18 protein-coding genes and 1 riboswitch are annotated in these 24,089 nt (G+C 37.7%); of the genes, 15 read left to right on the top strand and 3 right to left on the bottom strand.

Annotated elements, in window-relative coordinates; genetic code table 11:
- Window positions 1-10: 10 nt before the first annotated feature.
- The 4 genes from ABJ974_RS14410 (at window position 11) to ABJ974_RS14395 (ending at window position 4,115) form a co-directional block, all read left to right on the top strand.
- Entirely contained in the window at window positions 11-1,165 is a 1,155-nt protein-coding gene (locus ABJ974_RS14410) for a DUF4350 domain-containing protein (protein ID WP_419868924.1), read from the top strand.
- A gap of 59 nt (window positions 1,166-1,224) precedes the next feature.
- Window positions 1,225-2,256, top strand: a complete 1,032-nt coding sequence (locus ABJ974_RS14405; protein ID WP_419868923.1) for an AAA family ATPase — start codon at window positions 1,225-1,227, stop codon at window positions 2,254-2,256.
- Window positions 2,257-2,262: 6 nt separating this feature from the next.
- Window positions 2,263-3,585, top strand: a complete 1,323-nt coding sequence (locus ABJ974_RS14400; protein ID WP_419870978.1) for a DUF58 domain-containing protein — start codon at window positions 2,263-2,265, stop codon at window positions 3,583-3,585.
- A gap of 110 nt (window positions 3,586-3,695) precedes the next feature.
- Entirely contained in the window at window positions 3,696-4,115 is a 420-nt protein-coding gene (locus ABJ974_RS14395) for an OsmC family protein (protein ID WP_419868922.1), read from the top strand.
- A 77-nt stretch (window positions 4,116-4,192) separates the two neighbouring features.
- On the opposite strand, the gene ABJ974_RS14390 is transcribed toward ABJ974_RS14395, so the two are convergent.
- Complete coding sequence (locus tag ABJ974_RS14390; protein ID WP_419868921.1) at window positions 4,193-5,866, bottom strand: T9SS type A sorting domain-containing protein; 1,674 nt, start codon at window positions 5,864-5,866, stop codon at window positions 4,193-4,195.
- Window positions 5,867-6,092: 226 nt separating this feature from the next.
- Window positions 6,093-8,705 (bottom strand): MGH1-like glycoside hydrolase domain-containing protein, encoded by a 2,613-nt coding sequence (locus tag ABJ974_RS14385; protein ID WP_419868920.1) that lies wholly within the window; start codon window positions 8,703-8,705, stop codon window positions 6,093-6,095.
- Between the two features lie 185 nt (window positions 8,706-8,890).
- Window positions 8,891-8,996: riboswitch (SAM riboswitch) on the top strand.
- A gap of 63 nt (window positions 8,997-9,059) precedes the next feature.
- On the opposite strand from ABJ974_RS14385, the gene ABJ974_RS14380 reads away from it, so the two are divergent.
- The 7 genes from ABJ974_RS14380 (at window position 9,060) to metF (ending at window position 18,695) form a co-directional block, all read left to right on the top strand.
- Complete coding sequence (locus ABJ974_RS14380) at window positions 9,060-10,004, top strand: alpha/beta fold hydrolase (RefSeq protein WP_419868919.1); 945 nt, start codon at window positions 9,060-9,062, stop codon at window positions 10,002-10,004.
- The gene (locus ABJ974_RS14375) at window positions 10,001-11,539 is read left to right on the top strand and encodes an ACT domain-containing protein (RefSeq protein WP_419868918.1); all 1,539 of its coding nucleotides are present in this window, start codon (window positions 10,001-10,003) and stop codon (window positions 11,537-11,539) included. The genes ABJ974_RS14380 and ABJ974_RS14375 overlap by 4 nt, the downstream gene beginning before the upstream one ends.
- 108 nt (window positions 11,540-11,647) lie before the next feature.
- Entirely contained in the window at window positions 11,648-12,808 is a 1,161-nt protein-coding gene (locus tag ABJ974_RS14370; RefSeq protein ID WP_419868917.1) for an O-succinylhomoserine sulfhydrylase, read from the top strand.
- Between the two features lie 64 nt (window positions 12,809-12,872).
- A complete protein-coding gene (locus tag ABJ974_RS14365; protein ID WP_419868916.1) occupies window positions 12,873-13,883 on the top strand; it encodes a homocysteine S-methyltransferase family protein in 1,011 nt (336 codons plus the stop codon).
- A gap of 86 nt (window positions 13,884-13,969) precedes the next feature.
- The gene (locus ABJ974_RS14360; protein WP_419868915.1) at window positions 13,970-15,061 is read left to right on the top strand and encodes a fatty acid desaturase family protein; all 1,092 of its coding nucleotides are present in this window, start codon (window positions 13,970-13,972) and stop codon (window positions 15,059-15,061) included.
- Window positions 15,062-15,067: 6 nt separating this feature from the next.
- Entirely contained in the window at window positions 15,068-17,728 is a 2,661-nt protein-coding gene (gene metH / locus ABJ974_RS14355) for a methionine synthase (protein ID WP_419868914.1), read from the top strand.
- 7 nt (window positions 17,729-17,735) lie between these two features.
- Entirely contained in the window at window positions 17,736-18,695 is a 960-nt protein-coding gene (metF, locus tag ABJ974_RS14350) for a methylenetetrahydrofolate reductase [NAD(P)H] (RefSeq protein ID WP_419868913.1), read from the top strand.
- A gap of 51 nt (window positions 18,696-18,746) precedes the next feature.
- Here metF and ABJ974_RS14345 read toward each other — a convergent pair whose 3' ends face one another.
- Window positions 18,747-19,904: a hypothetical protein gene (locus ABJ974_RS14345; protein WP_419868912.1), complete on the bottom strand. Its 1,158-nt coding sequence runs from the start codon at window positions 19,902-19,904 to the stop codon at window positions 18,747-18,749.
- Between the two features lie 99 nt (window positions 19,905-20,003).
- On the opposite strand from ABJ974_RS14345, the gene folE reads away from it, so the two are divergent.
- The 4 genes from folE to ABJ974_RS14325 all read left to right on the top strand — a co-directional run bounded on the left by folE (window position 20,004) and on the right by ABJ974_RS14325 (window position 24,030).
- On the top strand, window positions 20,004-20,669 hold the full coding sequence (folE, locus tag ABJ974_RS14340; RefSeq protein WP_292008984.1) for a GTP cyclohydrolase I FolE: 666 nt from the start codon (window positions 20,004-20,006) through the stop codon (window positions 20,667-20,669).
- Window positions 20,670-20,686: 17 nt separating this feature from the next.
- A complete protein-coding gene (locus ABJ974_RS14335; protein WP_419868911.1) occupies window positions 20,687-21,118 on the top strand; it encodes a DinB family protein in 432 nt (143 codons plus the stop codon).
- A gap of 115 nt (window positions 21,119-21,233) precedes the next feature.
- On the top strand, window positions 21,234-22,700 hold the full coding sequence (gene cysS / locus ABJ974_RS14330; RefSeq protein ID WP_419868910.1) for a cysteine--tRNA ligase: 1,467 nt from the start codon (window positions 21,234-21,236) through the stop codon (window positions 22,698-22,700).
- Window positions 22,701-22,866: 166 nt separating this feature from the next.
- Complete coding sequence (locus tag ABJ974_RS14325; RefSeq protein ID WP_419868909.1) at window positions 22,867-24,030, top strand: T9SS C-terminal target domain-containing protein; 1,164 nt, start codon at window positions 22,867-22,869, stop codon at window positions 24,028-24,030.
- Window positions 24,031-24,089 lie beyond the last annotated feature (59 nt).

Here is a 24,089-nt window from a genome sequence, read left to right as displayed (position 1 = left end):
ATCTCTCATCATGAATAAAACCTTCAAAATATATGCTGTAATTTTCATCATTATTATGGTGATTTTGGCATTGCTTGAAGTCAATAAAAAAGAAGTGACGGACTGGCGTAAAAATTTTGATGTTTCTCAAAAATCACCCTTCGGACTCTATGTATTTGATAAAGAAGCAAAACCACTTTTCAAGGATAAACTTCAAAAAATAGAGCAGTCTCCTTTTGAATATTACCAGAAAAAGAAAGCTCCTCATAATATTTTAGTAATAGAAAGTGATCTGGACACAGAATCCTGGCGTAAGATACTGAATGAAGTATCGAAAGGGTCCGATGCCATGTTGCTTATGAGCAGGATGCCTAAAGATGTTTCCGATAGTATCGGATATTATAATGAGCAGATTTCCTTTGAAGAACAGAATGTATTGAAGCTTACCGATAAAAAATATCAGAATGATTTTGTTAAGCTCGATAAATTCCCGTCCGGGAGAGGATTTTTATTTGTGAAGCCAAATGTGGAGATATTAGGACAAACACTTGAAAAAAATAATTCCGGTAAAGCTAATTTTATTAAGGTTAAATTCGGAAAAGGGAATATATATGTTCACTCCGAGCCTCTTTTTCTTACCAATTATTACTTGCTGAAACCGGGAAATGTGAAATATGCACAAGATGTATTCTCTTATCTCGATGACCGTGAAGTCTTATGGTTTTCGGAAAGGAACAATCAGGAATCCCAATTTTTCATGAGGTTTATCTTATCCAATCCAGCACTTAAATACGCATGGTGGATATTATTGGGAGGATTGGTTTTATTCATTTTCTTTAATGCCAAAAGAAAGCAGCGAATTGTTCCGGTAATAGAACCCTTAAAGAATACTTCGGTGGATTTTGTGAAAAGTATAGGGAACCTATATTTACAGGAAGGAGACTTCCACGATATGATGGCAAAAAAAGCACAGTATTTCCTCAATAAAGTAAGAATAGATCTGCTTATTGATACCCAGAATCTCGATGAAGAATTTGCAAAAAAGCTCCATCTGAAAACGGGCAAGCCAATGGATATGATCCGTGAAGCCATAAACTATATTAAAAAAGGTCAGGATCCTTATGCCAGCGTCATGAAAGAAGATCTTGAAAGAATGAACAGGCTGCTGGATGAAATTTTAAAATAAATTATAATAATATTACAACAATTCGGTAATCTTGTAACTGAATTGGTAAACTGAATCATATGGAAAATTTTGAGAACCAGAATTTGGAAAATCAGACATCAATACCTGTTGATAACAACGAAAATGAATTTCAGTCGAGGATTGATATGATTGAACTTCGTGAAAGTCTGAAAAAAGTAAAGTCTGAAATTGCAAAAGTGATTGTAGGTCAGGAAGATATGATAGAACACCTGTTAGCTGCACTTTTGTCGAACGGACATGTACTTATAGAAGGTGTTCCGGGTGTGGCCAAAACGGTAACGGCAAAATTACTCGCCAAAACCATCGATGTAGACTTTAGCAGAATTCAATTTACCCCGGATCTGATGCCTTCGGATATTTTAGGGACATCAGTTTTCAGTGTTAAAGACTCCGAATTTGAATTTAAAAAAGGACCCATTTTCTCCAACTTTGTATTGATTGATGAGATCAACAGATCCCCTGCAAAAACACAGGCGGCACTATTCGAAGTGATGGAAGAAAGACAGATTACGATGGATGGAACCCGTTATGTAATGGAAGAGCCTTTCCTCGTAGTGGCCACTCAAAACCCGATTGAGCATGAAGGAACTTACAGACTTCCCGAAGCACAGCTGGACCGTTTTCTGTTTAAAATCAATGTGGGATATCCCAACCTTGAGCAGGAGATCATCATTATTAAAAACCAGCACGAAAATAAAAAAGAAGATAAAACGGAAGTGGTAGAAAAAGTAATCACGGCCCGTCAATTGAAGAATTATCAGCAGCTCGTTAAAGATATTGTCGTGGAATCCCAATTGATGGAATACATTGCAAAGATTATTGTGAATACCAGGGAAAACCCGTTTTTATATTTAGGAGCTTCCCCAAGAGCCAGCCTGGCATTGCTTACGGCATCCAAATCCTTTGCCGCTTTAAGAGGTAGGGATTTTGTAACTCCTGAAGATATTAAAGAAGCCAGCTATGCGGTGCTGAGACATAGAGTAATGGTTTCCCCTGAAAGAGAAATGGAAGGGCTTACGGCAGATGAAATTATACGTCAGATTTTAGAAGGAATTGAGATCCCTAGATAAAAAATGATCAAAAGTCTTTACATTAATAATCGTTTTTTCTTTGCACTCATCGGAGTGGGAGTGCTCTATGTCCTGGCATTTTTCTTCCCTTTCCTTATGATGATCACCCACATTCTGCTGTTGATCGTTTTTCTGGCTGTCATGGTGGATTGTTTATTGGTATTTAATCAGAAAGAAGGAATATCGGCCCAGCGCATTTTACCCGAAAAATTGTCTAACGGAGATGAAAATCCTGTCAAAATAGATATCCGGAACAATTATAAATTTGATATTGATGTAAAAGTGATTGACGAAATTCCTTTTCAGTTTCAGAAAAGGGACTTTCTAATTGAAAAACACATTCAGCCAGGTAAGAATACCTATTTCCAGTATATATTGGAACCCAAAGAAAGAGGAGAATATCATTTCGGCAGCTTAAACGTTTTTGCAAGATCACCTATCGGGTTGATATCCAAAAGATTTACCTTTCAAAAAGATGCCAGTCTACCTTCCTATCCATCATTTATCCATCTAAGGAAATACGAGCTTATGGCGTTGCAGAATGAATTTCTGCTGGGCGGCATCAAAAAGATCAGAAAGCTTGGCCATACCATGGAATTTGAGCAGATTAAAGAATATGTTCCCGGTGATGACATCAGAACGATCAACTGGAAGGCAACTTCTAAAGCAAACCGCTTAATGGTTAACCAGTTTCAGGATGAAAAATCACAAAGGATTTATATGCTGATTGATACCGGAAGAACCATGAAGATGCCTTTCAAAGGTCTGACTCTTCTGGATTATTCGATTAATGCAACGATGGCCTTATCGCATATCATTCTTAAAAAAGGAGACAGAGCCGGTATGATGACCTTTTCGAAAAAGACTGAAAACAAAATTGCCGCAGAAAACAAATCCGGGCAATTGAAAAAAATATCCGAAGCACTTTACAATATAAAAACCAATTTTTTTGAAAGTGACTATAATCGCTTATACCAGGATATTAAATTTTCGGTTAATCAGAGAAGTCTCGTATTATTATTCACCAATTTTGAAACACTGGACGGACTCAATAGGCAATTGAAATACCTACGCGGAATAGCTAAAAACCATTTGCTGGTAGTCATATTCTTTAAAAATTCAGAACTTCAGGCACTCCTTCATAAAAAACCTGAAAGCATGCAGGAAATTTATGATGAGATCATCGCTGAGAAATTTGAATTTGAAAAAAGGCTGATCATTCAGGAACTTCGGAAATATGGAATTTACACCGTCTATACACTTCCTGAGAACCTCAATATTGATGTCATTAATAAATATCTGGAAATAAAAGCAAGAGGTATTTTATAAAACAGCGGTTAAATTATAGTTGATATAATATATTTACAAACCTCTCTGGTGAGTAAAGTTTTTTTATATTTGAATGATAATATTTAAAAATACGGATATAAATCTTTACAATGAAAATTACGCTCAACAGAATAAATGACGACTTTTTATTTGAATGTACCAATTCCCAGGGTAATTCAATTTTACTTGATAATACTTCCCAGCCCGGAGCCAAAGGTGTTTCACCGATGGAAAGTGTATTGATGGCCGTGGCGGGTTGCAGCGGAATAGATGTGGTATCTATTTTAAAAAAGCAAAGACAGGAAATCACAGATTTTAAAGCTGAAGTAGAAGGGGAAAGAGTTCCTATTGATGATGCCAAGCCATTTAAATCCATCCTCGTGAAATTCTTTTTAGAAGGAGAAATTGATCCTAAAAAAGCTCAGAAAGCAGCAGAGCTTTCATTTGAAAAATACTGTTCGGTTTCTAAAACGCTGGAGCCTAATGTTCAGATCGGTTATGAAGTATATGTGAATAAAGAAAAGATTTAAATTGAAAATAACAAAAAAGCGAACCGCCGGACCTTAAAGTCCGGCGGTTCTGTTGTAGCGTTTAAAAAAAAAGATAACTAACGTTTAATGATTTTGGTATTTTTAACGGAGCCGTCTTTCAGGCTGGCTGCCAGAATGTAGACACCGGCTTTAAGATCTCCAAGATATACGGATGAAGAAGGGGATTCGATTTTCTTAAGGACCGCACCCGACAGGTCAATAATGGAAATACGTTGTATACGGTCTGCTTTTTCGATATGTATCACATCCGTGAAAGGATTGGGATAAACCAGTTTTTCTTTTGCCGTAGCTGCAGTTTCATTTACACTGAGGGCAAGTGCTTCTAAAGTAACAGTCACTTTCCAGCTGTTATTATTTACTTTGTTGTACGTTGGGTTGCAGTCGGTGCCTCCATATGTTCTCCATGCCCTAAGTTCAAAGCTTACGTCTCCTGTAAGATCGTTGGCTATATTCAGATTGTTTCTGTTATAAGAAAGGGTTCCGGAAGAACCTGTTCCGGTGGATAAAGAATATTCACTGGTATTATTGGTTGTGCATATTAATATGGATCTTTGATCGGACATCCAGCCTCCGGCTTGTGCGGTCATGGAATAAGCAACATCCGTAGATTTTATTTTGTAGCCTGCCGGAACATTAATGGTTAAAGTTCCCGGACAAGTTGTTGTGCTGGTAGAAGTGGGAGAAGAACTGTACAGCGTATTCAGGTCACCGGTGGTATAGGTGGTGGAGATCTGTCCGGTCATAAACTCTTTCATTGTCCAGAATCCCTGTGAGGCTCCACAATTGGACCTTACCCAGAAATAATAGGTTTGCCCGGTTACTAAACCGGATAAAGTAGCGGAAGTAATACCCGCTCCCACACTTCCTGAAGGAGTGGTTGCAGCCGTAGGAGCTGTTGAGGAAGTACTGTAATAATAATCATATCCCGAAGAGGGGGCGCTGGCAGGAGCTGTCCAGCTTAGGGTAGCCCCGGCTAAGTCGGAAACATAGGTGATATTGGTAGGAGACGGACAGGATGTATAGGCATCCCCGGAAAAAGCAAATACATTGGCTATTCCACTGCCGGCTGATTTTGATACAGTAATGCTTTGAATAGGTTTTGATTGATTGGAAACATCAATAGGCAGGGAAATCTGGTATAATCTTGGATTGGACCCGCTTCCTGTTTCCAGTACATCATTCGATCGGTTAATCCTCCCGATTCCCTGGATGGCGTAATTGCTTCCGTTGTACCAGTCGCTTATACTGATTCCGGAAAACGTCTGAGTAGAGGAATCGGAGAAAGTGAGGGTGGCGGTTACATTACAGGACCCGCTTCCGCCGGTTGCCAGCATATATAAAGTGTTTACAGCAATGGGTGTTGTAAAAGTAAGGGTTCCCGAACTGCCCACGTTTCCGAGCCGTAAAGAATTATTACTGCTGTAAGAAGCCATCTGAAAGCTAAGTCCGGGAGTAGAAGCTACCACAGAATTGATAAGCCCGTTAGATGGTAATCCGTAGGTGAGTGGGGTGCTCGCAGCCGTTAGCTGAAAGTCTTTGGAGACAAAAGCATAACTGACTCCGTCTACATCCGTGGTGGTGGATGACATGGAACTACCGGTCCCGTTGGCAATAACATCAGCATTAAAACCACTTTGGATAGAAAGAGGCTGGTAATTTTGAGCATTAATGGAGATGAAGAATAAGCTTGATAAAGCTGTAAAAGTTGTAGGTAATAGTTTTTTTCTCATAATAAAATATTATTATACTGCTAATTTAATTAAAATATTAGCATATCATTAAATAATATTTGTAGTTTTTAATTTATTTTCATTTTTATTAGTGGTGTTGTTTTTTATATTGATGCTGGATATGTCATGAACTATTTATTAAATTCCTTTACTATTTTATTTTTTTTTCTTTTGAATTTTTTAATTGGAGTTAAAATAAATCCGCCGCTTGAAAAGCGGCGGATTGTTATATTGATAATCTTGGTTTTAAAAGCTTAGCGACGGTGGCGGTCCATCCTGTTTGATGGGAGGCTCCTACACCCCGGCCATTATCTCCATGGAAATATTCAAAAAAGGTAATATAATCCCTGAAATGCTCATCATAATTAAGCTTATCATATTCCCCGTTGAATGCTCTTTTTCCTTCTTCATTTCTCAAAAATATGGAGCATAATCTATTACTTATGTTTTGTGCCACTTCATCAAGATTCCTTTTATCTCCACTGCCTGTCGGAAGCTCTACTTTTAAGCTGTTTCCATAATAATAGTGGAATCTTTGTAAGCTTTCTACAATCAGAAAGTTAATTGGAAACCAAATAGGTCCCCTCCAGTTACTGTTACCCCCGAACATTCTGCTGTCACTCTCCGCAGGGGTGTAATAAACAATATTTTCATTACCATGAACGGAAAATACAAAAGGATTCTCTTCATATACTTTAGACATGGCTCTGATACCATATGAACTCAAAAATTCCTTTTCGTCCAGCATTCTGTTTAAAACCTTTTTTAATCTGTTTTTACGGAGAATACTCATTAAATGTTTCCTTCCTCTTCCTTCCTCATCCCAGTGAGATACCAGTTTGGTAAGTTCCGGTTTATTTTTGAGTACCCAGTCCATTCTTTCCTTAAAATTAGGCATTTTTTCGAGGAGCTGGTGATCTATAATTTCCACCGCAAACAAAGGAATGAGCCCTACGATGGATCTTAGTCTTAGAGATACGCTCTCCCCATTTCCCAATTGAAGCAGATCATAAAAGAAACCGTCTTCTTCATTCCATAAACCCTGCTTGTCTCCCATATTTTCCATGGCTTCTGCGATATACAGATAATGTTCAAAGAATTTGATGGCCATATCTTCATATACCTGGTAGTATTGGGCGAGCTCCATAGCGATACGCATCATATTGAGCGCATACATGGCCATCCAGCTGGTTCCGTCTGCCTGTTCAAGGTGCTGTCCGTCTTTCAGTTCCATATTACGGTCGAAAGCCCCGATATTATCCAGACCTAAAAATCCACCACCGAAAATATTCTTACCGCTCTTATCCTTTCTGTTGACCCACCAAGTAAAATTAAGAAGAAGCTTTTGAAAAACCTTTTCCAGAAACAGTAAGTCAGGTTTTCCCTTTGCCTTTTCATCAATTTTAAAAACCCGGAAACAGGACCAGGCATGTACCGGAGGATTCACATCACTAAGGTTCCATTCATAAGCAGGAAGCTGACCGTTAGGGTGCATATACCATTCTTTTGTTAAAAGAAGAAGTTGGTTTTTGGCAAATTCAGCATCGATAATTGCAAAAGGAACACAGTGAAAAGCCAGGTCCCACGTGGCGTACCATGGATATTCCCATTTATCTGGCATGGAAATGATATCTTTATTGTGCATATGGTTCCATTCCGTATTCCTTACATACTCATCAAAGTTTCTCGGAGCTTCGAAGTTCGGATCACCTTTTAACCATTTACCCACATTGTAATGATAGAACTGCTTGTTCCAGAGCAATCCGGCAAAAGCCTGCCTTTGTACGTTTCTTTCATCGTCACAGGTAACGTCATTCTGAATATCTTCATAATATTCATTACATTCCGCAATACGGGAATTGAATATTTCATCAAAATCATCAAACGGAGAGCCCGTTTTTTCAGGGGATAACCTGAACTCGAAAGTTTGGGAACCCAATGCAGGAATGATCTCATCCACTAAAAAAGCAGCTTTTGTTCCCCTGTTTTCAGGATTTATCGTATTTTTCTGTTGCGTGATGTATTCATTAATACCATCTTTAAAAAAAGAATTTTCAGCTAATGGAGCACCGTAAAGCTTGGGAGTATTAGTTTCGTTTTCACAGAATACACTTCTCGCATTAGAATTCCGGGAATAGAACTTTTTAACAAGTATGCTTTCGTGAACAATATCAATGGCTCCGTCAGAAGACCGGGCAAGCTCCGGGCGGTAGGTATTGTATCCCCATTTCCAGTTATTTCTATACCAGAGAGTAGGTGCCACTACAATAGGGGCATCTTTGTCACTTCTGTTGTGAATGGTGACCCTTACGAGAATATCATCGGTTCCGGCTTTACAATATTCGATGAAAATATCAAAATATTCATTATTATTAAAAATGCCCGTATCTATAATTTCGTATTCTTCCTCTTTTTTGCTTCGTCTGGCATTTTCAGCAATGATCTGTTCATAAGGAAATTCATTAATAGGATATTTGTACACCATTTTCATATAGCTGTGAGTAGGCGTGTTATCCAGGTAATAGAATATCTCTTTTATATCTTCCCCGTGATTTCCCTGATGGTTACTTAGCCCGAAGAACCGCTCTTTCACCATCTTGTCTTTTTTATTCCAAAAGGAAAGGGCAAAACATAAAAGCTGTTTTGTATCTGAAATTCCGGCAATACCTTCTTCAGCCCATCTGTACGTATAGCTTTCGGCTTTATCGTGACCCGTAAACTCCCAGGCGCTACCATTGGAGCTATAATCTTCCCGGACATTTCCCCATTGCCGGTTACTTACATAAGGACCCCAGTTTTGCCAATTTTTATCCTGTAATCTTTGTTTTTCTGCACTCATATTCCACATATTTCAATACGAAGGTAATTTTTTTGAAAAATAATTCCAATTTTTTAAATTTAAAGAAGTGTGAAGATTTTTTAAACCCCCGTATTCAAACGTATTTTTAGAATAAAATATTTTTTTATGCCATTTTAAGAGAAAAAATAAGTACCTTTGTCCAATCGTTCATTCAAATATTGAAAATGTTATCCAGAAAGGTTGAGGGAATAGACCCTGTGAAACCTTAGCAACCCTTGCGCAAGCAATGAAGGTGCTACGTTCTACCAAAGATTTTTGGACAGATAACTCACTGAATTTTTTTTCAGCCATTTCTTATGGCATTTTCAATTGTATTATTAAACCATAATAGAATTGAAAACAGAACTTTTACATATTAATTTATCTTATCAGACTGATTCCCAAAAGGAATATCATATCCCGCTAAGCTACCAGCTTTTTGGGAAAGAGCTGTTTACAGCACCCATTATTCTTATAAATCATGCATTAACCGGTAATTCCGAAGTTTCAGGAGAAAAAGGATGGTGGAAAAAATTGATAGGAGAAGGGCAGATAGTTGATACCAACCTATATACAGTTCTGTGTTTTAATATTCCGGGTAATGGATATGACAATTTCTTTGTTGAAGAATACGAGGATTTTACAACCTCTGATGTAGCCAATATCTTTTTAAAAGGATTGGAATTTCTCAAAATCAATCAATTATACGCTCTTATAGGAGGTTCTTTAGGAGGGGGAATAGGTTGGGAAATGTTAGCTAAAAAGCCGTCTCTTGCACAAAGATTTATCCCTATTGCCTGTGATTTCAGGACCCATGACTGGCTGCATGCCCAATGTCTCGTTCAGAAATATTTATTGAGTAGTGAGGAGGAGCCTTTACAAAAAGCAAGAGTTCATGCAATGCTTTGTTACAGAACTCCAGAATCGTTAAATCAGAGATTTCAAAATAAATACAATCAGGATAAGCAAAGACTGGAGTCTGAGGACTGGCTGATATACCATGGTAATGCCCTGAACGGAAGGTTCAGTTTGTCATCTTACAGACTTATGAACCACCTTCTGATGAATATCGATGTAAGGGAAGAACTGCTGGAGAATATAGATGCGGAAATTCATATGATCTCGGTAGATACGGATTTATTTTTTCCTCCTTCCGAAATCCGGAGTTGCTTTCAGACGCTCAGGAAAAAGAAAGAAAATGTTTTCTATCACGAGATACAGTCAATACATGGGCACGACGCCTTTTTAATGGAATACGAACAATTAAATAAAATAATAAAAAACATATTACAGGGATGAAAAATCATAACGAAATAAAGATCCTTAAAAACAGATCCATCATAAAATTTGAAGGAGAGGATTTTCTTGGAGAGATTGGAATTGATGGAAGAATTTTTAAAGCCTTGACATTGGCACGAATCAGTGTAGGCGTGATTTCACAACAGGCTATAGAAAACGGAATTTCTATTCTCGTACATGAAAATGATTCCGAAAATGCAGTGAATTGCCTTATTAATGAATTTGAAGAAGAAAGAAAATCAGGAAAGGTTTCCCAGATTTATAGTATTAATAATGTTTCGGTTTTAGGTTTTGTAGCGGAGGATTTTAATAAAATCCTGGCAGAGCTGGGAAGAAATAATGTTTTCCCATTACTTCTCAATCAGAATGCCAGTGAGAAAAGAGTTAACATTGTGGTGACTTCCTCGCAGGATGAAAAAACCAGAAATATTATCGAATCTGAAATATTTAAAAAGCCTAAAACTGTTCATCTGGCAATTATAGGTCACGGTAATGTAGGAAAAACCCTGATAGACCAGGTATTGGAATCCGCAGAGGAAATCAGAAGACGTAAAAAGATAGACCTGAAAGTTGTGGCTGTGGCCAACTCCAGAAAAATAGCATTCAACAAAAAAGGATTTGATGCACAATGGAATGATGAGGTTCAGGGAGCAGAAAATCCATCCGATATTAATGAACTGATTAAGTTTTCAAAAGATAACCAGCTGGAGAATCTGATAGTAGTAGATAATACGGCCAGTAAAGATTTTGTGAAAAACTATCAGGCGCTGGCAGAAAACGGATTTGATCTCGTTTCCTCCAATAAAATATTTAATACCCTTCCGATAGAAGAGTACAGGAGATTACGGTACACCTTAAGTAAAAATAACAGGAGATATCTGTATGAAACCAATGTGGGAGCAGGGCTACCTTTAATTGATACCATTAAGCTTCTGCACCTTTCAGGAGAAAATATTACCAGGATAAAAGGAGTATTTTCAGGGTCTCTGAGCTATATCTTCAATAATTTTTCCGTAAGAAATGATAAATTCTCTACCATCATAAAAGAAGCGATGGAAAAAGGATTTACAGAACCCGATCCACGGGAGGACCTTTCAGGAAATGATGTAGCCAGAAAGCTTCTGATCCTGGCCAGGGAATTGGATCTGATCAATGAATTTAATGATATTAATATCCAGAACCTTATTCCTGAAAATCTTCTATCAGTGGATAAAAATGAATTTATCTCCAGGTTGGAAGAATTGGATGAAGAATATCAGAACATTAAAGACAATCAGGAAAAAGATCATGTCCTGCGTTATGTAGGAGATTTACATGGAGATTTACAGCAGGAGAAAGGATTGCTGGATGTTAAACTGGTTTCCGTACCTGCTACTTCTGCATTGGGACAGCTGAAAGGCTCCGATTCCATCTTTGAAATATATACGGAAAGCTATGGAGAAAATCCAATTGTGATAATGGGAGCCGGTGCCGGAGCTCAGGTTACGGCAAGAGGAGTTTTCGGGGATATTTTAAGAGTAAGTGAAACCAAATAATTAAATCTGAATAAAAAATAATGTAACAATATCATCATCCCGAACAAATGATGAATCTTAAGGCTAATCCCTGCCATTCTGTTGTTACCTTATTAAAATTAAAACTATATGGAAAATTTTGAAACATTGGCAATAAGAACTCAAACTGAAAGAAGCCAGTTTGACGAGCATTCAACCCCTTTATACCTTACATCCAGCTTTATTTTTCAGGATGCGGAAGATATGAGGGCCAGTTTTGCAGAAGAAAAATCCAAGAATTTATATAGCCGTTTTTCCAATCCGAATGTAACCGAATTTACCGATAAGATTGTAAAAATGGAAGGAGCAGAAGCAGGATATGCCTTTGCAACTGGTATGGCGGCGATCTATTCAACATTTGCTGCTTTATTAAGTGCAGGAGATCATATTGTAAGCTGCCAGTCGGTTTTTGGTTCCACTCATACGCTGTTTACCAAGTATTTCCCGAAATGGAATATTGAAACCACATACTTTAAAGCCGGAGATGCCGAAAATGTAGAAAAGTATATCCAGCCTAATACTAAAATTTTATATCTGGAAACGCCTACTAACCCGGCCATTGAGGTGTTAGACCTTGAATATTTAGGGAAAATCGCTAAAAAACATAACCTGCTTTTCATCGTGGACAACTGTTTTGCTACCCCTTACCTTCAGCAGCCTATACAATATGGAGCTGATGTTGTGGTTCATTCCGCAACAAAACTGATTGACGGACAGGGAAGAGTATTGGGTGGAGTAGCAGTCGGAAAAGCGGACCTTATCCGGGAAATCTATCTTTTTGCAAGAAATACAGGACCGGCAATGTCGCCCTTCAATGCATGGGTATTATCCAAAAGCTTGGAAACATTGGCTATCCGCGTAGATAAACACTGTGAGAACGCTTTAAAAGTAGCGGAATTTTTAGAAAGCCATCCTAATGTAGAGCTGGTAAAATACCCGTTCCTTCCTTCCCATCCGAATTATGAAGTAGCTAAGAAACAGATGAAGCTTGGGGGGAATATTGTAGCATTCGAAATTAAAGGAGGAATAGAAGGAGGAAGAAAATTCCTTAATAAAATAAAAATGTGTTCACTTTCGGCCAATCTGGGAGATACCCGGACTATTGTGACACATCCTGCTTCTACAACACACTCTAAACTAAGTGATGAAGAAAGAAATGAAGTCGGAATTACTGCCGGACTTGTGCGTTGCTCCGTAGGTTTGGAGAATGTAGAGGATGTAATTGCAGATTTGAAACAGGCATTAGATTAATCCAGAAAAATTGAATCCGTTTACTTTTAAATAAGGTAAATGGATTTTAGCTGAAAATGATACAATGAAAAATTCAGAACAATTATATAAAGCGCTTTCGGAAAGAATTTTAATTCTGGACGGAGCTATGGGTACGATGCTTCAGAGGTATAAGTTTGAAGAAGAAGATTACCGTGGAGAAAGATTTAAAGATTATCCTTATCTGGTAAAAGGAAATAATGACCTGCTTTCTCTTACCCAGCCCCATGCGATAGAAGCGGTCCATAGGAAATACCTTGAAGCCGGAGCAGATATCATAGAAACGAATACATTTTCCGGTACTACCATTGCGATGGCAGATTATCATATGGAAGATCTGGTATATGAGCTCAATTATGAGTCCGCAAAAATAGCTAGGAAGGTGTGTGATGAATTTACGGCAAAGGATCCTGAGAAACCCAGATTTGTAGCAGGCTCCATCGGGCCTACCAATAAAACGGCAAGTCTGAGCCCGGATGTTAATGATCCCGGTTACAGGGCTATCACTTTCAATGAATTGAAAATTGCTTACAGGCAGCAGGCGGAAGCTTTATTGGATGGAGGTTCGGATATTTTATTGGTGGAAACCATTTTTGATACATTGAATGCAAAAGCAGCCCTTTTTGCTATCGATGAGATCCAGGAAGAAAGAGGAATTGAAATCCCTGTGATGGTTTCAGGAACCATTACCGATGCTTCGGGAAGAACGCTCAGCGGACAGACGGCAGAAGCATTTTTAATTTCAATATCCCACCTGAACTTATTGAGTGTAGGCTTTAACTGTGCTCTAGGGGCCAATCAGCTCACCCCTTATCTGGAAACGCTGGCTCATAATTCGGATTTTCATATATCAGCCTATCCTAATGCGGGATTACCCAATGCGTTCGGGCAATATGATGAAAGTCCCGAGCATATGGCAGGCCAGATCAAAGAGTATGTAGAAAAGAAATTAATTAATATAATAGGAGGCTGTTGCGGGACAACTCCAGAACATATTAAAGCGATTGCGGAACTTGTAAAAGACTATGAACCAAGACGATTGAAAAGCCCGGCGTAAGGAAATAGATTTTTTTGATTAAATTGAGGTGAAAAAGAAAATTGGTAATAGTACCTTTAGTTTACACCAAAAAAAATTTAATAATAATGGAAAAACCTAGTTATCTTAAAAATCCCGAGGAGATTAAATTATTTAATGAATTGAGAAAAAAAGTAAACATGAGAGTAGAGGCTATTCCGGAAAACCGGGATATCTATATCCAAATAAAGGCGATCCTTTTACCCGTAATTTATTTTGGACTTTACTTTCTCGCTGTTTTTAATGGAAATGTACCGTGGATTTATATATCCGGTTTTGTGCTTATGGGAATAACCCTGGTATTGATTTATCTGAATCTGATCCATGAAGCTGCCCATAACAATATTTACAAAAGCAAAAGAATGAACTGGCTGATATTACATATTTTTGACTTTATAGGAGCGAATTCCTATATCTGGAAAAAAAGACATATTTCCAGCCACCACGCCTATCCTAATGTTGACGGATGGGATACGGATATTGAGCAAAGCGGTCCTATATTGATTGTTCCCGGAGAACAGGCCAAAGGAATCCAAAAATACCAGCACAAATTTTTCTTTTTTGTTTATCCTCTGTACTTGTTTAACTGGATGTTTATCCGCGACTTCCGTGATTTTTTTGATAAAAACAGAGTGATTATCAAAACGCAGGGAGCCATTCCGGTGAGTGAAAAGATTAAAATGATATCCTATAAGGTATTTTATTTCACATACCAGATAATCCTTCCTGTTTTGCTATTTAAAGTATCGGTGGGATTGGCTTTAGGAGCGTGGGCTTTACAGATTATAACAGCAAGTATATTTGCTTTATTTGTCTTATTACCGCTTCATCCTATACCGGATAATGCATTTCCGAAATTAGATAAAGATAATAATTTACCATTCAGCTGGGTACGCCATCAGCTGGAGGTTACCAATGATCTGGCAGAAAATAACTGGTTTGTAAGAAATGTACTCGGGAACTTTAATTTCCATGTTGCTCATCACCTGTTTCCGAATTATAGCTATGTATATTACAATGAAATAACAGAGGAAATAGAAAAGTTTGCAAAAGAACATGGTTTAGCCTATAAACGGTTTCCTCTCCTGAATGCATTGAGTAAACATAGAGATCTGCTTAAACAAAATGCAACGAACGCATATTATATTTTAGAAGAATAGATATTAATGAAATACCTAAGATTATCGGGTCTGGAACCCCTTATTATAACTCCTGAGAGTAATTTTATCAATGTTGGTGAAAGAACAAATGTAGCCGGATCAAAAAAATTCCTCAGGCTTATTAAAGAAGAAAAGTTTGCGGAAGCCCTGGATATAGCCAGGCATCAGGTAGAAGGAGGTGCCCAGATACTGGATGTTAACTTTGATGATGGGTTGATAGATGGAAAAGCATCAATGATCAAATTTCTCAACCTGATAGCTTCCGAACCGGATATTGCGAAGATCCCTATTATGATAGACTCTTCTAAATGGGAAATTCTGGAAGCCGGTTTACAGGTGGCACAGGGAAAATGTGTAGTGAATTCCATCAGCTTAAAAGGAGGTGAAGAAGAATTTATCAGACAGGCAAAAGCTATTAAACGATATGGTGCGGCCGTTATTGTAATGGCTTTTGATGAAGAAGGACAGGCGGATAATCTTGAACGCCGGATTGAAATATCAAAAAGATCGTATGATATTTTAGTAAATCAAGTCAAGTTTCCACCCGAAGATATTATTTTCGATCTTAATATTTTCCCTGTGGCTACAGGAATGGAGGAGCATAGAAAAAATGCTTTGGATTTCATAAAAGCGACAAAATGGGTGAGACAAAACCTTCCGTATGCCTCTGTAAGTGGCGGGGTAAGTAATGTTTCGTTTTCATTCAGGGGAAATGATACCGTAAGAGAAGCCATGCATTCGGTTTTCCTTTATTACGCCATTCAGGCAGGAATGAATATGGGAATTGTAAACCCTGCGATGCTGGAAGTCTATGACGAAATTAACAAGGAATTATTAGAGCTTGTAGAAGATGTTATTCTTGACAGAAGGGATGACGCCACAGAAAGACTCCTCGATTATTCCGAAAAGCATAAATCCGTAAAAAAAGAAAAGGTTGAAGACCTGGAATGGAGGAATTATCCGCTCCAGGACCGTATTACTCACGCTTTAGTAAAAGGAATTGACCGCTTTATAGAGGAAGATGTAGAAGAAGCGAGAAAGCAGGCGGAAAAACCTTTGCACGTCATTGAAATTAATCTCATGACAGGAATGGGAGTTGTAGGGGACCTGTTTGGAAGCGGGAAAATGTTCTTACCTCAGGTAGTAAAATCCGCCAGGGTAATGAAAAAGGCAGTTGCCTATTTACAGCCTTTTATAGAAGCTGAAAAAGATGGTTCCAAACCAGCCAACGGTAAAATTCTGATGGCTACCGTGAAAGGAGATGTTCACGATATCGGAAAAAATATTGTGAGTGTCGTATTAGGTTGCAATAACTATGAAATTGTAGACCTGGGTGTAATGGTACCGGCCGAAAAAATTATTCAGACTGCAATTGAAGAAAAGGTAGATGTAATAGGTTTGAGCGGACTGATCACACCGAGTTTGGACGAAATGGTTTATATAGCTTCCGAACTCGATAGACAAAATCTTAATTTCCCTTTACTGATAGGAGGTGCTACTACATCCAAAGCCCATACCGCAGTCAAAATTGATCCCAAATATAAAAACTCGGTCGTTCACGTTAATGATGCTTCAAGAGCGGTAAATGTGGTGAGTTCCTTGTTGGGAGACAGGAATAAAGAATATGTGGAAGACCTGAAAAGCGAATATTCTGACTTCAGAGAAAAATTTCTAAACAGACAGGTGGATAAAGAATATGTTTCCATAGAAGAAGCAAGAAAAAATCATTTTGTGGTCGACTGGGAAAATGAAGATATTTTCATTCCTGGAAACTTAGGGGTTCAGGTGATACAAGATCAGGATTTAAAAGAGCTGGTTCCTTTTATAGACTGGTCTCCTTTCTTCCGAAGCTGGGACTTACACGGTAAGTTTCCCAATATTTTAGAAGATGAGGTCGTAGGCGAGCAGGCAAAAGAGCTCTACCAGGATGGACAGAAAATTCTTAAAAAAATCATAGATGAAAAGCTGTTGACCGCAAAAGCCGTTTTCGGAATATTTAAAGCAAACTCCAATGAAACAGATGATATTTTAATCCTGGATGAAAATAACCAGCCGGTAAACAAGTTCATTACTTTAAGACAGCAGGTGCAGAAGTCGCAGGGAAAACAATATCTGGCTTTAAGCGATTTTATTGCCCCTCAAAGTTCAGGAAAAACCGATTATGTAGGAGCTTTTTGTGTTACAACAGGCTTTGGTACCGATGAGCTTGCATCTCAATATGAAAAAGCACATGACGATTACAATTCGATTATGGTAAAAGCTATTGCAGATAGATTAGCCGAAGCGTATGCTGAATTTTTACATAAAAAAGTAAGAACGGAATATTGGGGATATGCCAATCAGGAACAGCTCGATAACGAAGATCTGATTGCCGAAAAATACAAAGGAATAAGACCGGCTCCGGGATATCCCGCATGTCCGGATCATTTGGAAAAACACACCATTTGGGACCTGCTTAAGGTCAAAGAAAATATTGGAGTTTTCCTTACCGAAAGCTTAGCCATGTTTCCAACAGCATCAGTTTCCGGATACTATTTCGGAAATCCCAATGCCAAATATTTTGGAGTAGGAAAAATCGCAGAAGATCAATTGAAAGATTATTCAATAAGAAAAGGAATTACAATGGAGGAAGCCAGAAAATGGTTATCCCCAAATTTAGCAGATTAAAAATAATATGAAGATTACTGAACATATACAGAATGCAAAGGGAAAAACACTCTTTTCGTTGGAGGTCATTCCCCCGACAAGAGGAATTGGAATTGAAGATTTATACAAAAATATAGACCCATTGATGGAGTTTAAGCCTCCTTTTATTGATGTAACCACTTCCAGAGAGGAGTATATCTACATCGATAAAGGGAATGGTTTAATGGAAAGAAAAACCACCAGAATGCGTCCCGGGACATTGGGGATATGTGCAGCCATTCAGCATAAATATGATGTAGATACCGTTCCTCATTTGCTCTGTGGAGGATTTACAAAAGAAGAAACAGAATATCTTTTGGTAGATTGTATGTATCTCGGGATAGAAAATGTAATGGCTCTCCGTGGAGATGCCATGAAAGGGCACCAATATTTTGAACCTACACCCGGAGGACACGAAAGTGCTATGGAACTTGTACATCAGATTAATGACCTCGGGAGAGGTAAATATCTCCATGATGAAGACCAGGTTTGTGATGAGTTCAACAAGTTCTGCATAGGAGTAGCCGGTTATCCTGAAAAACATATCGAAGCTCCATCCATGAACTATGATTTGAAATGGCTGAAGCAAAAGGTAGATGCCGGTGCTGATTATATTGTGACCCAAATGTTTTTTGATAATAAAAAATACATTGAGTTTGTACAAAAGGTTCGGGATATGGGAATCAATATTCCTATTATTCCGGGTATTAAACCTATTGCCACCAAAAGACATTTAAAGTTATTACCACAGGTTTTTAAGATTGACCTCCCTGAAGATCTGATCAATGAAGTGGAAAATGCAAAAAATAATGAGGCCGTAAAGCAGATCGGGATAGAATGGGCAATTAAACAATGCAGGGAACTTCTGGATTTCGGAGTGCCTGTGCTTCATTTTTACTCCATGGGAAAAAGTGATAATATAAAGAAAATAGCCAGTGAGCTGTTTTAATCAATACTAAAATTCCTTAGACGACCTATCAATGATAAGTCGTCTATTTTTTTATAGAACCCGGGGATGTCTTTCAAACTCTTTATTCCGGTCAAATAAATATCTGTAAGTGGCGAGACGTCTGGTAACGGTAGTATCTAGGTTTTCAGCAATTCTGACCATTTTAGGATTGAAATCACCGATCCATTGAAGTTCCGTAACTTTAAAATCGGTATGTTTTCTTAAATGTTGAGTACCTTCCCAGATCATATATCCCTCAATGCCTTTCCTCTGCCATTCCGGAATTACCCCAAAAACCAGCCCTACCATTTTTTCATTCTTTTTGAAGTTTTTATACCATAAGAATTTCAGTTTCTGTATTAATCCGAATTTTCCGTTCAGGTATTTAAACCATTGGTTAAGATCCGGAATATTGATCCACATGGCAATAGGCTTGTTGTTTTCATATACAAACCAGGAAATATGTTCGTTGATAACCGGTTTCATCGTTTTGAAAATTTTGAGGGCTTTTGCCTTTTCCATTTGTTTCCCTCCGCCATGAGAAGCCCAGGCTTTATTATATATTTCCGTGAAATCTTCTGCAAATTTTTCCAGATTATTTTTCTTCATAGGTTTTGCGGAAATAGCCGGATTTTTAGAATGTTTGGCGTGCATAATGGTAAATACCCGCGAGACCTCAGCGAAAATAGGCCTCGAAAAACAAAGCTGTTCATAATAAATACGAAAGCCGTAATTTTCAAAAAGTTCTTTGTAATAAGGAAAGTTGTAGTTCATACCGTATAAAGGTTCCATATAACCTTCAATAAGCAACCCCCAAAATTTGTCCCTTTCTCCGAAGTTGATAGGCCCGTCCATTGCTTCTATACCTCTCTCCTGTAGCCATTTTTTGCAATAATCAAATATGAAGTTTGCTGTTTCCTGATCACGGATGCAGTCGAAAAAGCCGATTCCTCCTGTGGGCTGACACTGCTTGTAAAGCTTATTAATGAAAACAGCTACCTTACCTATGGTTTTTTTATCCTTATCCAGAAACAGGAACCTTTTACATTCACCTCTTTTGAAGAACCTGTTTTTTGAAGGATCAAAAAAAGCTTCAATTTCATGGTTAAGAGGTCTGATGTAATTTTTGTCATACTGGTAAAGCCTTACCGGAAATTCTAAAAATTCTTTTTTCTGGTTTTCATTTTGTACTTCTTCAACAAAAATCATAGTTATTATACAAATAGGATGGGAAGGTAATATTTTTTAGGCTAATTTAAAATATAATGAAGAAATATTATCCGTATTTTTGTTCCAAAATAATTGAAAATGGTGGATTTTACCGATAACGACGATGATATTTTCACAGGAAAAGAACATACGCCTATAAGGAAAGATGCTTTTGATAAATCGCCACAGGAAAAAGTAGAAAAGATCACTCAGCTTTTTGGAGAGATTATGGAGACATTGGGACTGGATATGACCGATGATTCCTTAAAGGATTCTCCGAAACGTGTTGCGAAAATGTACGTCAATGAAATTTTTGGAGGACTTCTACCGGAAAATAAACCGGGAATTTCTACATTCTCCAATAAATATAAATACAGACAAATGCTGGTGGAGAAAGATATTACAGTATATTCTTTCTGTGAACATCATTTCTTACCTATCATTGGAAAAGCCCACGTAGCATATATTTCCAATGGCGAAGTAATAGGACTCTCTAAGATCAACAGAATCGTAGACTATTATGCCAAAAGACCGCAGGTTCAGGAAAGACTGACGATGCAGATCGTAGAGGCGCTTAAAGAAGCTTTGGGAACTAAAAATGTGGCCTGTATCATAGATGCAAAACATTTGTGTGTAAATTGCAGGGGAATTAAAGATACGGCAAGCTCTACCATTACGGCGGAATTGAGCGGGATTTTCAGGACGAACCCTATTACCCGACAGGAATTCCTGCACTATGTGGGAAGCCATGCAAAATTTGATTAAATTAATTAAAACTTATAATGAACTACCAAATACTCAAACATATAGTTGAAAAGGAACTTCAAAGATTTGATACGATATCTGAAGAAGACTGGTCTTATAAACCTCAGCCGGAAAAATGGTCTAAAAAAGAAATTTTAGGTCACCTGTGTGATAGTGCCCTGACCAATATCAGGAGATTTGTGATTACCCAGTATAAAGAAAATGAAAATATCGTTTATGATCAGGACTTTTGGGTGAAAGCACAGAACTATCAGAATATTCCTACAGCTGAAGTCATCAGTTTCTGGAAAGTTTTAAACCTTCAGATTGTACATACCGTTGAAAATATTCCTGATGAAGCTTTAACCCGTATCTGTGATACTACTAAAGTTAAACCTCAGCTATTCACTTTGGAGTTCATAATCAATGATTATATAGATCATATGAACTATCACTTAAAAGCTATTTGATAATGATAAAATTTAAAAAAGTTTCAGATAAAATATTTTTAGTAACGATTATTTGTTGTTGCTGAATTTCTTATGAAGCAAACTCAATTAAATTTTAAAAATTAAAAAGAATACAATGCAGTTAAAGATATATAACTCGCTTACAGCAGAAAAAGAAATATTCAAGCCTATTTTAGAAGGAAATATAGGGATGTACGTTTGTGGACCTACGGTTTACAGCAATGTGCATTTGGGAAATGTAAGAACCTTCCTTTCCTTTGACTTCATTTACAGGACTCTTATGCATCTGGGGTATAAAGTAAGATATGTAAGAAATATTACAGATGCCGGGCATCTTACGGATGATGGGAATGTAGAAAATGACAGATTTGTAAAGCAGACCCGTCTTGAAAAACTGGAACCTATGGAAATTGTACAGAAATATACAGTCGATTTTCATAAAGTGCTGGAAATGTTCAATCTGCTTCCTCCTAATATAGAACCGACGGCTACAGGACATATCGTAGAGCAGATCGAGCTTACCCAAAAGCTGATCGATAAAGGCTTTGCCTATGAAAGCAACGGTTCCGTTTATTTTGATGTATTGGAATATAACAAAAGAGGACTGAACTATGGTGAGCTTTCCAAACGTAATATTGAAGAGCTTTTTGCCAATACAAGAGATCTGGATGGTCAGGGAGAAAAGAAAAATCCTCAGGATTTTGCATTATGGAAAAAAGCCTCACCGGCCCACATCATGAGATGGAATTCACCTTGGGGAGAAGGTTTCCCGGGATGGCATCTGGAGTGTACAGCCATGAGCACTAAATATCTGGGTGAGAATTTTGATATTCACGGTGGAGGTATGGATCTTAAATTTCCTCATCATGAATGTGAAATAGCCCAGGGAAAAGCATGCAATAATACAAGCCCGGTTAATTACTGGATGCACGCCAATATGCTTACAATGAACGGGCAGCGTATGAGTAAATCTACTGGAAACTATATCCTGCCTATGCAGCTGGTATCCGGAGATAATAACTTTTTTGAAAAGCCTTTTCATCCGACAATAGTGCGTTTTTGCTTTTTGCAGGCTCACTACAGAAGTGTGCTGGATATATCCAATGATGCAATGGTTGCCAGTGAAAAAGGATATCTGAGACTTATGGAAGCCTATAAGCTTCTGGGTTCCATTACTCCCGATGACGCTAAAGAATCTGGCTTTAACCTTCAGGATTGGAAAAATAAATGCTATGAAGCGCTGACCGATGATTTTAATTCTCCGATCCTTATTGCCCATTTATTTGAGGTGGTAAAATATATCTTTGCTCTTAAAGATGGAAAAGAAACAATTTCCACAAAAGATCTGGAAGAACTGAAAACCCTGCTTCAAGCTTTTATATTTGATGTGTTGGGTCTTCAGACGATTGAAGAAAATAATAATGAGAAGCTGGATCAGACTTTGCAGGTTTTAATTGAATTGAGAAATCAGGCCAGAAAATCCAAAAATTTTGAGCTTTCGGATCAGATCAGGGACAGGCTGTTAGCAGAAGGAATCGAGCTGAAAGACGGAAGAGACGGTACAACTTACCTTCTGAATTAAAGAAAACTTATAAATTTTAAATAATCTCGCAGATAGGGAGGACAAGGCAGGTAGTATAATAGTATGGATCTGTCCGGTTAGCTAAATCTGCGAGATATTTTTTTATACCATTGGAAATTGTGTAACTTAGTTGTAATAAAACCAGTGTGAATTGTAAACTTTGTGTATGAAAGAAAAATTATTACCTGTATTCCTATTGCTGTTAAGTTTAAGTGTTCGGGCACAGCAGGATTTCTTTGCCGTTACCGGAAAAGATGCTTCAAATATTGCTTTTAATGACTTTAGGGCTGTGGATATTACCAATGGTACATGGGGAGAAAGTTTGTTCGGAGTGGATTCGGTTCCTCAAATATTTTCCCAAAATCAGAGAGGTCTTATCACAGAAGATAAAAATTTCTATAAAAATTCCCAGTCCAGCCTTATTGCTACATTGGGCTATGATTCTTTTGATAATAAGCTGGTATATATGCCTTTGTTTTCTTCTAATATTTATATGCTGAACCCGCAGACAAAGGAGATCTTAATGGTGGATAACAATGCTGTCACTATTTCAGAATCCGATGTGAATTCTCAGATGACAAGAATGTCGGGCGGCTACGACGGAAATATGTATGCTATCAGTAATGCGGGAAATCAGTTTATTCAGATTACCAAAGTAAATGACCGGTATGTGATCAATAGTTTGGGGACGATTAAAGATGATTTCAATAATGATGTCAATTCATTTACTACCCTGGAAACAGGATTTGGAGGAGATATGATAGGTGATACGGAAAATAATTTTTATGTTTTCTCTTCTTCCGGAAATGTATTTAAGATCATTACCAATGAGCTAAGAGCAGTATTTATCGGTAAAATCACAGGCTTACCGGCCAATTACCCGATTAATGGAGCTGCACTGAGTTACGATGGAAAAGTAATTGTGGGCAGTGAAAAAGGAGGTCCATTATATGAAATAAGTTTAGACACTCTTCTGGCCCGTCCATTGCCGGGAAATTGGGCGCTTCCTGTTTATGACCTTGCCAGTAAATATTTTATTAACGCTATGGACGGACAAAATGTACTGGCTAGTGTAGACGTATTTCCTTCCCGTGTTATAGAAGGTTTTATTACAGTAAAAGTGAATGACAGAACCGTGAAGGGGAATATAAAAATCAATATGCTGGATACGGTGGGTAGAAATGTTTTAAGCCAGACTTTATTCGTGAAAGACGGGTATTTGGAGGAACCTGTTTATTTACAAAATGTTAAAGCAGACAGCTATTTTATCAACATTACCAATGAAGCAGGTAAAATATTAATGAATAAGAAAATACTGGTTACGAAATAATCTTTTAAATTTGCGATATATCTAAACCTTTTCAAATATTTGAAAAGGTTTTTTAATGA

Origin of the sequence: Chryseobacterium sp. CT-SW4 (genome assembly GCF_048572715.1) — a bacterium.
GTDB lineage: Bacteria > Bacteroidota > Bacteroidia > Flavobacteriales > Weeksellaceae > Chryseobacterium.
Note: the sequence above shows the minus strand (reverse complement) of the source record. Positions and strands in the feature narration are given on the sequence as shown.

What these genes read in the sequence shown, in the direction of transcription:
- ABJ974_RS14410 (WP_419868924.1), top strand. Translation starts at nt 11, where the DNA reads ATGAATAAAACCTTCAAAATATATGCTGTAATTTTCATCATTATTATG.
- ABJ974_RS14405 (WP_419868923.1), top strand. Translation starts at nt 1,225, where the DNA reads ATGGAAAATTTTGAGAACCAGAATTTGGAAAATCAGACATCAATACCT.
- ABJ974_RS14395 (WP_419868922.1), top strand. Translation starts at nt 3,696, where the DNA reads ATGAAAATTACGCTCAACAGAATAAATGACGACTTTTTATTTGAATGT.
- ABJ974_RS14390 (WP_419868921.1), bottom strand. Translation starts at nt 5,866, where the DNA reads ATGAGAAAAAAACTATTACCTACAACTTTTACAGCTTTATCAAGCTTA.
- ABJ974_RS14385 (WP_419868920.1), bottom strand. Translation starts at nt 8,705, where the DNA reads ATGAGTGCAGAAAAACAAAGATTACAGGATAAAAATTGGCAAAACTGG.
- ABJ974_RS14375 (WP_419868918.1), top strand. Translation starts at nt 10,001, where the DNA reads ATGAAAAATCATAACGAAATAAAGATCCTTAAAAACAGATCCATCATA.
- ABJ974_RS14370 (WP_419868917.1), top strand. Translation starts at nt 11,648, where the DNA reads ATGGAAAATTTTGAAACATTGGCAATAAGAACTCAAACTGAAAGAAGC.
- ABJ974_RS14365 (WP_419868916.1), top strand. Translation starts at nt 12,873, where the DNA reads ATGAAAAATTCAGAACAATTATATAAAGCGCTTTCGGAAAGAATTTTA.
- ABJ974_RS14360 (WP_419868915.1), top strand. Translation starts at nt 13,970, where the DNA reads ATGGAAAAACCTAGTTATCTTAAAAATCCCGAGGAGATTAAATTATTT.
- metH (WP_419868914.1), top strand. Translation starts at nt 15,068, where the DNA reads ATGAAATACCTAAGATTATCGGGTCTGGAACCCCTTATTATAACTCCT.
- metF (WP_419868913.1), top strand. Translation starts at nt 17,736, where the DNA reads ATGAAGATTACTGAACATATACAGAATGCAAAGGGAAAAACACTCTTT.
- ABJ974_RS14345 (WP_419868912.1), bottom strand. Translation starts at nt 19,904, where the DNA reads ATGATTTTTGTTGAAGAAGTACAAAATGAAAACCAGAAAAAAGAATTT.
- folE (WP_292008984.1), top strand. Translation starts at nt 20,004, where the DNA reads ATGGTGGATTTTACCGATAACGACGATGATATTTTCACAGGAAAAGAA.
- ABJ974_RS14335 (WP_419868911.1), top strand. Translation starts at nt 20,687, where the DNA reads ATGAACTACCAAATACTCAAACATATAGTTGAAAAGGAACTTCAAAGA.
- cysS (WP_419868910.1), top strand. Translation starts at nt 21,234, where the DNA reads ATGCAGTTAAAGATATATAACTCGCTTACAGCAGAAAAAGAAATATTC.
- ABJ974_RS14325 (WP_419868909.1), top strand. Translation starts at nt 22,867, where the DNA reads ATGAAAGAAAAATTATTACCTGTATTCCTATTGCTGTTAAGTTTAAGT.